The organism is Leptolyngbya sp. FACHB-671, assembly GCF_014695745.1.
In the GTDB taxonomy this organism is placed as follows: Bacteria; Cyanobacteriota; Cyanobacteriia; order Elainellales; family Elainellaceae; genus JAAUTN01.
Genome location: NZ_JACJOV010000047.1, coordinates 1 through 9,931 on the forward strand (window position 1 = coordinate 1; position 9,931 = coordinate 9,931).

Here is a 9,931-nt window from a genome sequence, read left to right on the forward strand (position 1 = left end):
CCAGCTTAGTAAATGTCATCGCAATCGCTGTTTGATGCACTCATACTGGAACTGTAGCGAGCATAGCTCAACTTAACCACCCCCTATCCCTAGTGCCGCTGCGTAAGTCCTGTAAGTGTTGGGTTTTTTTAGCAGATTCTAAATTGCGATCGACGACGACTGCAATCGCACCTTCCCTGGAGAACTGGACAGCAGTGGCTTGTCCAATTCCTGATCCGGCTCCGGTGATAAAGCTAACTTTGTTTTTCAGTCTCACAAGCGTATCTCAGTGCTTAATCGGTGATGAGCATAGACCGAAGAAAGCAAGGAAGTTGTGGCTAGAAATACACGTTCAAACAAAATCAGGACTTACGCCAGGGACATTGAACGGTTGTGTCGCAAAGATTCTTAAGTGACAAATGAACTGGCCTTGTTCGCATTGCTTCAAGCAATCACTCCAAAGAGTTCGCTGATAAACCTCGCTTGAGATACACTAGCCCCTTGATGGATTCCTTTGACTTGACCTTTGCCAATCATCTTCATGGCTACCTGAGATTGCAAATCCTCAACGCAAACCTTATGCGAACGACCTGAGTAATGCCGAGTGGACAATCTTGAAACCACTTTTGCCTCAACCTAAAAGCTTCGGACATCCAGTAGAGGTCGATTTCAGAGAGATTCTCAATGGCATTTTCTAGGTTCAACGAACTGGATGTCAGTGGGAAATGCTGCCCCAGTAAACAAGCTTAACCCTGCTCTCCCCGTTCGATGTCTACACAAGCAAACCGCGTTGAAAGAGTTTTTGTGTGAAAGCTCCCGCGAAGCGAGAGCTTTCACACAAACATCATGATGAGGTTGGTGGCTGCTGCCTAACGAGGCGCTGCAAGATTGTTTTCCATTCACTTTCCATATTTTCACTAGCCATCAAGAGGAGTTGAATCTTCTGCTGAATTTCAGGCGTAGTTAATATACTTTGAGGCTGATGAGCAATAATTTGTACTTCGTATTGTGTAATAACTTGAACACTCTTGAGCAGCGTATCCAGCATCAGTTCTAGAGCCTGAATTCGCTTGGCTTTGTGAGTTTGAAGCTGCACTTGTTTCTGCTGATTTGCAATTTGTAGAGCCTGAAGCAACAGATCTAATACCTGCTGATTGGGATATCGTAACGCCTGCCATTCCTGCAGGTACTGTAGCATTAATGCATCTTGGGTATACAGCGCTGTGTAAATCGGACTAAGAATATTGACTGTTGTTTCGCTAGGAGTAAGGTGAACAAATCGCTGCTTTAGTTTGCTTAAAGGATCTTCGGTTGGATAACCCGCCAAATAAGGAGCGTAGGCTTGAGGGGCATACAAGCTGATGTCTAGAAGCATGGACTGTATGCGATCGACTAGCTCCAAAAAAGGAGGTGTGTGCCGTTGAATAAAAGCAAGCGTGTGAGTTTCGATCTTGTTGACAACTTTAGGGATATTGAAGCGAACCCGTTCTTCACCAGGTGTGGCACCCAAATCAAGTAGATCTTTGGCAAGCCCTAATGCTTTGCGGCAAAACCCCATGTAACCCCTAGAGCGTGACGTAAATATGTTTAGCTGCAAAGAATTTTCTTCTGTTATTTCAGGATTTATAGTTGCAGTTGCCCATTTCCCTAAAAAGATAGGGTAGGGGGCAATAATCAAGGACTCTCCTTGAATGCCCAAGAAATAGCGAAAATAGGGTTTTGGCAAGCTATGTTGATGGTCAAAAAGTTTTTGTACTAAACCTGCCACTTCTGCATTTGAGGATTCAGCAAGCCTATCTAAATGTGGCTGTAGCTCAAAATATGAGAGCCAGTAGTTTCCTGCTGGTCTCAGTCTTTCCACTAATTTGTTAATCAGGGTTGTATCTAAGAAGCGCAAACGTTCTTCACTGGCTGTCCATAGCTGAGTAATAGTTTCAAGGCAAACAAAAAACTGAGGATTACGGTGAGAAATAGTTACCTCAGGCAGAATAGGTGTCTGACTAGCTGAAGCCGCTTCTGAACGGAAAGATAATCTCAGGTCAATATGCATTCCCTCGCTAATATCTGTGAAATGGACTTCAATTTTTTCATTAGCTGCTAGTGAAGTCAAATCGGCACGAATTTCTGAACTTAAATCAACTTCTAGCAGTTTTTGCAGAGGAATTTTTGTTAGCTGAAAGTGCTTGAACTCCTCATCCTGAAAAAGTTCATACAAACTTATGAATCGGAATATTATTGAAGCCCTCTGCCACTTTCCTTGCTGCTTTCCTTGCAAATAAACAAAGCAGTAAAGCATTCCTAATAATTCAGGTACTCGTTTGTCGTTTAGCCTGAGCCGAGGATAGAGTCTGGTACTGAGTTGAGCGGATGAAAAAATGAGGAGGCTATCATTCGGTGTCTCTGTCTGAAGAAACTCAATTGCAATTTCTTCTTGGTTTGACATCTCTTGATGAAATAAATCTTTGATTCGTGGTCTCAAAAATTTATAAGGTAGAACAATTTTTCCTTGAACTGCCAGGATAAACAGGCTTTTTTGAATGATTTCTGGTAAAGGATAATCATGTGCCTGATAATATCCGTACTCTACTATAACTTCTATGAGAACAAGATATGAGACCTGCGAGGGCTGAAGCACAAATAAATCATGCCCCCTGCCATTTTTAATAGTAATTGTGCGATTTTGATTACTTAATTCTACTTTAATTCGATGCTGGGTTGCTAAACGCTGAAAGGCTGTTGGATTAAGGATTGAATCTAAGATTCTAGGAAAAAAACTAACAGGTTGAGTTTGGGCGGCAAGTTTGGTGAACTGAGATTCTGTTTGCTCAGTATCTAGCAGTTGCTTTAACCTATTCTCTAGAAGAATAGCGATCGCTTGATAAGTATTGGGTTCTGGGAATCGAATATAGGCCTGCGGCTGTCCCTCAGATGCAGGGGATGGTGTTATTTGAATATCTAGAAACGGATTGTTATTTACTTTTCCATTAACGGAGCTAATTCCTTGAAGCAGGAAAGAATTTAAGGTTGGAATAATTTTTATAGTTTCAAAATGTCGAAAGAGTTGAGCATTGTTTGCGCCTAAAATAGGTTCTAATTCTTGCCGACTGACACTTGTAATATGTTGGAAAACACGAAGTTGTGCAAATAATGTGTTTGACCGAAGCCAAGTAAAGCGGTTTCTTTGAGGTTCCGATCGTTTCCTTTGAAGTTGTCTTGGTTGTCGGCGGGTGCTATCCATGTTGGATTGGGTAAAGGTTTATCGGTTTCACAATTCGCTTGATGTTTCTATGGTCTTGCTCAATTATGTTATTCAAATACTTACTCTGCCGTAACTCGGTCTCTTCTGCGATCAATCATCGTCAGTGGGACAGCTTGTCCATAACGACCAGTTTTTCTCGACTGCTATATAAAGGCGTTGCCTACAAAAAGCTGCCTGCCGCTGAATCATGACCGTCTCAGTACATTCCGTCCACATAAACGTGCAATCGTTTGCACCAATGCCTCTGGCTCTACAGGCTTTGTAAGGTGAGCCTGAAATCCTACTTGAAGCGTCCGCTGCTGATCAACCTCTGTGGCATAGGCGGTCAAGGCAATTGCTTTTAGCACCAGCGAATCTTCCTCTGGCGTTGTTTTCCCTTGGTTGAGTAAACGCGATCGAATCTGTTGCATCAGCATATAACCATCCATCTCCGCCATGCCGATGTCACTCACTAAGATATCAGGAGTGAACTGATCCAATACTTGCAGTGCCTCGACGCGGAAGCAACCGCTGTTACTTTTGCACCACCTTGTTCCAGCACAAATGTTTGAAATTCGCGGGCATCTGGCTCGTCATCAACCAGCAGAACGTGCAATCCAGTGAGGGGGTAAGAGATTGAGGGGGCAAGGGGGCGAGACTCTCCTCCACTTCTCCGCTCCTCTACTCCTTCACCCCTTGAAAGGGGCAGTTCAACAATAAATGTGGCTCCCATTCCTTCACCTTGGCTTTCTGCTTTGATCGTGCCACCGTGCATTTCCGTGATTTGACGGGCGATCGCTAATCCTAACCCTAATCCACCAAACTTGCGGGTCGTGGCTCCATCTTCTTGCCGGAAATGCTCAAAGATATAGGGCAAAAAGTCTGGTTTAATGCCTTTTCCAGTGTCTTTGACCTGAATCTGTGTATTTGTACCCGTTGAGGATAGCTCGATGGTAATGTGTCCTCCAACAGGCGTGAACTTGACCGCATTGGACAGAAGATTCCAGACAACTTGCTGTAACCGCCCGGTATCACCATTCACAGGTCCAATGTTGGGTGAAATAATAGTTTGAACTTGCAGTGACTTCGCTTCGGCAGCAAGTCGAACGGTTTCTAATGCGGATGAGATGACGAAGCTTAGATCAACGGGTGCTGCGGTCAAAACCAGTTTGCCGCGCAAAATTCGAGAGATGTCGAGTAAGTCATCAATTAACTGCAATTGGAGTTGGGCGTTGCGCTCAATTGTTTCCAAGGCATGAGTAGTCCTGGTTGTATCGAGCTTGCCGTTGCGAAGTAACTTTAACCAACCCAGAATAGGATTGAGGGGTGATCGTAATTCGTGAGAGAGTACTGCCAAAAATTCATCTTTAATGCGATTGGCAGTTTCGGCTTGCTCACGGGCAGTTTGTTCTTGTTCGAGGAGTTGCAAACGGGTTTGCTCAATCTGCTTCTGCGGTTCAATGTCGGTACACGTTCCAAACCATCTATAAATTCGACCTTGATCATCCTTGAGGGGAATCCCCCGCCCTAAAAACCAGCGATAACTGCCGTCAGTCCCCCGAAAGCGATACTCAACCTCGTAAAGTTGACCACTGTTCAGGGCTGTCAGCCAGCGATCTTGCGTTACCTCTAAATCGTCTGGGTGAAGGATCGATAGCCAATTTGAGCCACGCATTTGCTCGGCGGTCAATCCTGCATAATCACAAAACCGTTGATTAACGTATTCATTTTGTCCATCTGCATCGGTTATCCACACCAGTTGAGGAATTGCTTCAGCTAGAAGACGGTAGCGGGCTTCGCTTTCTTGCAGTGCGGCCTCAGCTTGTTTGCGATCGCTGATATCACGCCCTGTGCCTGCCACCGCTTCGACTGCGCCATCTACATCGAACAGCGGCACAAAAATGTATTCATGAACCTTTGTACCCGAAGCACTGGTGTAGGGTGTTTCGTCTTTGAGCGGTTGGCGTGTGGTGATGACTTGTTGAATGTACTGCTGAAGGCGATCGGCTAATTCGGGTGGGTAATCGAGGTCAAAAAAGGTTTTACCGACAATGTCTGCCAATGGTTTTTGCCAGAGGTCAAGCAGTGGTTGGTTGGCATACGTAAACCGCCCGGCTAAATCAAAGGTGTAAATAAAATCAGAGACAGAAGACAATACCCGATCGAGGCGGCGACGAACGGCAGCCTGGCGCGATCGCCCTAGCTCCACATTCACCGTGACTCGTGCCAACAGTTCGCGAGCGCTAAAGGGTTTGACCAGGTAATCATCGGCTCCGGCATTTAACCCTGCCACTGCCGCTTCTTCTCCGGCACGGGCAGACAGCAGCAGAATGGGAATCTCGCGAGTTTGTGGGTCACGTCGCAATTGCTTGAGTAACTCAAACCCGTCCATCCCTGGCATCATCACATCGCTGAGGACTAAATCGGGAGTTGAAGCGCGGGCGGCGTTGAGGGCAGCTGCTCCTTCAGTGAATATCTCAACCTGATAAAACTCGCCCAAGATGCGGTGCAGATAGTTCCGCATATCAGCATTGTCATCGACGAGAAAGATGCGAGCAGGGGAGGAAGCCGAGGGGGAGGGGGGGGAGGAAGGCGCATCTATATCGTTTCCGCGTAACCAACTGGATGCTTCTTGCACATAGGGTGTTGCACTATCTGTCAGTTGAGCCTGATTGTCGGGATAGCGAGTCTCTAAGGCTGAGACTACACCCACGCTCTGTGCGGAAACAGCAGGCATTAGGTTCATCGGCACTTGGACTCGAAACGTGCTGCCCTGACCTAGAGTACTCTCAACGGCAATCGTGCCTCCATGCAGTTGCACCAGTTCTTGCACCAGCGATAGCCCAATTCCAGTGCCTTCAAACGTGCGTCCCCAGGCACCTTCAACTCGATGAAATCGCTCAAATAATCGGGGCAGTTCGACTTCAGGAATGCCCGTGCCCGTGTCACGCACCATCAGTTCCACCTGGTTGCCCACCAGATGCAGCGAAACCGTGATTTCCCCCTCAAAGGTGAACTTAAACGCATTCGAGAGTAGATTCAGCACAATTTTCTCCCACATATCCCGATCCACAGATACAGGTTGGGGCAAAGCGGGACAATCCATGATCAATCGCAGTCCCGCTTGCTCAATGGCAGACTGAAATAGACTGGTTAATTCGACGGTATAGGTGGCGAGATCCGTAGGCTCAAAATGTGCTTGTGCCCGTCCGGCTTCGATCCGCGAAAAGTCAAGCAGGGTATTGACGAGCTTGAGTAGCCGTTGAGCGTTGCGTTGGGCGATCGTGATTTGCTCTCGTTCAGCGGGTGGCAACTGGTTACTCTGTAGCACCTCTTCTAGAGGATTGAGCATCAACGTTAAAGGGGTGCGAAACTCATGACTGACATTAGAAAAGAAGGTGGTCTTTACCCGATCGAGTTCGGCTAACATTTCGGCACGACGGCGCTCTTCCTCATACGCCTGGGCATTGCGAATCGATACGGAAACCTGTCCGACTAACAGCTCATAGAACGAGCGGTAGCCCTCATCGAGTGCCCGATTGGGGTTCACGCCAGCCACCAGAATGCCCAACGGCGCAGTTTGATTTGAGGAGGCGATCGGCATCATCAGAGCCGTTTGAACTGGCTCATTCCACGGTCCTCCGGGCACTGTCATGTGGTGATCCAATGCTTCCACTAGAACGGTTTCACCAGCCGCCGCTAGCGCAAACGACCAAGCTGAATGACTTGTTGCTGAATCAGTCGCTAAATCGATTGAATGGGGACAAAGCTGTTCGTCTACTGTTAAACCCACTGTCCCTTGTAGGGTAAGCGTCCTGCCGTCCGCCTCTCTTAGATAAAGGAGTGCAAACGGAACGTCTAAGGCATGAGCCGCGATCGCCGACATCAAGTCCTGACACGTGTCCTGCACACTGCGTGTTTCACCCGCTTGGGCAGCCAGATCTCGCAACAGTCGGAGTCGCCGTTCTCCTAAAACTTGTTGCGTTACCTCGCTACAGACCGCCAGCATTCCCACAATCTGTCCTGCATCATCTTCGGCTGGAGCATGGGAGACGCTAAAGTAAGATTCTTCTCGATATCCGGCACGTTCTAGAACCAGCGGCAGTGCCGGAGTCCAGTTTGCGACCCCCGTTGCCATTACTCGTTGAATCATGGGTCCGAGCGTATCCCAAGCTTCTGCCAGTGTTTCCCGGATATCCGTTCCTAGGGCTGCTGGATGCTTATCCCCAATTAACTGGGAGTAAGCATCGTTGTAAAACTGCGTGAACTCGGCTCCCCAAGTCAGCACCATTGGGTAACGCGAGGTAAGTAATGTCTTGACCAGTGATTTGAGGCTTTGTGACCAGGACTGCACTGACCCAACGGGTGTTTGCGACCAATCGAGCAATCTCATCAACTCACCCATTTCGCCACCGTTCGCAAAAATGGAGTTGGCAGCCCTGGGCTCCACTGAACCTGTCATTGCTGCGGCTTCCTGAAATATTGAGCAAGAAAGTCTGCGCCCTGTTCCCCCATCTGCTGTAGTAGCAGTTCGATCTGCTTCAATGCAATTGGCAGGGGCTTTGTGCGTCCGTTTTCCCAACGATTCACACTTTGAAAGGAAACTCCCAGCTTTTCGGCAAATTTAACTTGTGAGAGATCCAGCCGCTGTCGCGTTTCTCGTACCAAGGCTGCCAGTTCTGACTGCTCGATTGCAGGCATAGAAACCCTACTATTAAATTCCATTCATTAGCTATACCACCTGGTATAGTTTTGTTCCGTCTATCTAAAGAGGTACAAGGAGGTAGAAATAACCTGGCAACACGTTGAGATTCAAAGATTGTTTGAGTGTTTCTAATGAACAAGATTAGGTTGCTTACGAACTCCGCGAAAAGAGTCATTTTCGACATTGATGCTAACTGTTAACGTTTGAGTTCAGCGGCGCGTAGGAACTTTGAAAATGAGAAACTAAGCTAATGTGTATGCCCGCTGCACGCCTTTGTTAGAGTTCGTTCCTTCGGCAATGAGGTACATCTGACAAGTGCGCTGCCTCGCTAAAATCTTTCAACTCCATGAACCACATAAGATTTGCAAGCAAATCCTTCGGCGCATGAGCAGCAAGCTGCTTCCCATTTTTACCCTGCTCGACTCTAACTTGCATCTCCAAACTATCTTTAGCCTTCCGATATATTGCTGCGAGATAGTAGCGGTGCTTTAGTCCTGGTAGGGAATCGAAAGGGCGAAGTTGCAAGACTCTTTTTAGGGTTGTGTCGCAAAAACGGGTCACTGGTAAGGTAGGTACGTCCAGATTTGCCTTCTTCCCCTTCAATGTCTACTCCTACTTTATTCAAGTGGCGGCACTTTTTGCCCGAAATCATCCTACTCAACGTACGGTGGTACTGCCGTTACGCCTTGGGCTACCGAGATCTGGAGGAGATAATGCAGGAGGTTGTGTTGCAAAGATTCTTAAGTGATAAATGAACTAGGACTTGTTCGCATTGCTTCAAGCAATCACTCCAAAGAGTTTGTTGATGAACCTCGCTTGAGATACACTAGCCCCTTGATGGATTCCTTTGACTTGACCTTTACCAATCATCTTCATGGCTTCAATCCCACGTAATGTTCTCCTTGCTGTGTTGAATGATTGAAATCTCATCATCGGCTTGACAATTCGTTTCACGTTCCGATGGTCTTGCTCAATGAGATTGTTCAAATATTTGCTCTGCCGCAATTCGGTCTCAGCTTTTAATGTTTTATCTTGCTTCAATGCATCCATTGCTACAGGATAAGCCGCATTTTTATCGACGGTAATCACTCATGGAGCTTGAGTATGCGGGGCTCCCAACACTTTGCGAAAGAATCGGGCGGCAGCTTTAACATCTCGTTTCGCACTGAGCATAAAGTCCAGCGTGTTGCCCTGCGAATCGACAGCAAGGGTACAGATACTTCCACACGCCCTTGATTTTGATATAAGTCTCGTCCACCCGCCACGAATCGTTCGTCGGTTTCAGATGCTGTCGTATCTGTTTGTCTAGCTCTGGTGCATACTTCAAAACCCAGCGATTGATCGTCGAGTGATCCACCCCCACGCCCCGCTCTTGCATCATCTCCTCCAAATCTCGGTAGCTCAAGGCGTAGCGGCAGTACCACCGCACGTTCAGCAGGATGATTTCGGGCAAAAAGTGCCGCCATTTAAACAGGGAGGACGTAGACATTGGAGAGCGAGTCAGTGGAGCTGGGCTTGTCCTACCTTACCATTGACCCGTTTTTGCGACACAACCATTACAACTGCCGTAGCTTGTACCGCAGATGATGGTCGTTTCGTAGTTGGAATTTACCCTGTTGATTTAGAGCCAGCACAATCAGCCTCTAAAGAACAGTCATAGCCCGATTACTCCAACACACAATTCTCCTATTTCCTATGGAGGATTGTGTGTTGAAGCGCAATGATATAAGGACAGGCATACGTTGGTAGAGGTAAAAGTAGGGGCGATCGCCCCTACTATTTACACAACCGCTCGAACTTCTCAAGCTTTTGCTGTAGTACCCCCGATCTCTCGCTCCAGTCGCTTCATTTCCTTGCCACGGGCGATCGCCCTCTGACCTGCTCCTGGTTGGGATAGTTAAGAGATGCGATCGGGGCGATCGGATGGGCGAGGTTGATCAAGGTTTACCCAAGATGGAACGGTGATACTGGGATTGGGTTGCTCAACTTCATTACTAAAGGAATTAGGT

The 9,931-nt window shown here is 47.3% G+C and carries 6 protein-coding genes and 3 pseudogenes; 2 read left to right on the top strand and 7 right to left on the bottom strand.

What is annotated here, in order from left to right; all coding sequences use genetic code 11:
- Positions 1 to 67 precede the first annotated feature (67 nt).
- The 6 genes and pseudogenes from H6F93_RS02930 to H6F93_RS02955 all read right to left on the bottom strand — a co-directional run bounded on the left by H6F93_RS02930 (position 68) and on the right by H6F93_RS02955 (position 7,918).
- A complete protein-coding gene (locus tag H6F93_RS02930) occupies positions 68 to 256 on the bottom strand; it encodes an SDR family NAD(P)-dependent oxidoreductase (protein ID WP_190679116.1) in 189 nt (62 codons plus the stop codon).
- A gap of 567 nt (positions 257 to 823) precedes the next feature.
- Positions 824 to 2,194: a hypothetical protein gene (locus H6F93_RS02940; RefSeq protein ID WP_190679118.1), complete on the bottom strand. Its 1,371-nt coding sequence runs from the start codon at positions 2,192 to 2,194 to the stop codon at positions 824 to 826.
- A gap of 1,042 nt (positions 2,195 to 3,236) precedes the next feature.
- Positions 3,237 to 3,314 (bottom strand): annotated as a pseudogene (locus H6F93_RS35630) (IS6 family transposase); the annotation flags it as partial.
- Positions 3,315 to 3,423: 109 nt separating this feature from the next.
- Positions 3,424 to 3,717, bottom strand: a complete 294-nt coding sequence (locus H6F93_RS33800; RefSeq protein WP_242043283.1) for a response regulator — start codon at positions 3,715 to 3,717, stop codon at positions 3,424 to 3,426.
- Positions 3,690 to 7,679 (bottom strand): ATP-binding protein, encoded by a 3,990-nt coding sequence (locus H6F93_RS33805; RefSeq protein ID WP_242043284.1) that lies wholly within the window; start codon positions 7,677 to 7,679, stop codon positions 3,690 to 3,692. The genes H6F93_RS33800 and H6F93_RS33805 overlap by 28 nt, the downstream gene beginning before the upstream one ends.
- Positions 7,676 to 7,918, bottom strand: a complete 243-nt coding sequence (locus tag H6F93_RS02955) for a helix-turn-helix domain-containing protein (RefSeq protein WP_190679120.1) — start codon at positions 7,916 to 7,918, stop codon at positions 7,676 to 7,678. Before H6F93_RS02955 ends, H6F93_RS33805 begins: the two co-directional genes overlap by 4 nt.
- Before the next feature lie 606 nt (positions 7,919 to 8,524).
- On the opposite strand from H6F93_RS02955, the pseudogene H6F93_RS33810 reads away from it, so the two are divergent.
- Positions 8,525 to 8,644: pseudogene (locus H6F93_RS33810) on the top strand (IS6 family transposase); the annotation flags it as partial.
- A 55-nt stretch (positions 8,645 to 8,699) separates the two neighbouring features.
- On the opposite strand, the pseudogene H6F93_RS02960 reads toward H6F93_RS33810, so the two are convergent.
- Positions 8,700 to 9,411: pseudogene (locus tag H6F93_RS02960) on the bottom strand (IS6 family transposase).
- A gap of 253 nt (positions 9,412 to 9,664) precedes the next feature.
- Between H6F93_RS02960 and H6F93_RS34520 the strand changes: the two are divergent.
- Positions 9,665 to 9,799: a hypothetical protein gene (locus H6F93_RS34520; RefSeq protein WP_277882820.1), complete on the top strand. Its 135-nt coding sequence runs from the start codon at positions 9,665 to 9,667 to the stop codon at positions 9,797 to 9,799.
- Positions 9,800 to 9,931: the final 132 nt, after the last annotated feature.

Coding starts and splice junctions, on each gene's coding strand:
- H6F93_RS33805 (WP_242043284.1), bottom strand. CDS start 7,679: ATGACAGGTTCAGTGGAGCCCAGGGCTGCCAACTCCATTTTTGCGAAC.
- H6F93_RS02955 (WP_190679120.1), bottom strand. CDS start 7,918: ATGCCTGCAATCGAGCAGTCAGAACTGGCAGCCTTGGTACGAGAAACG.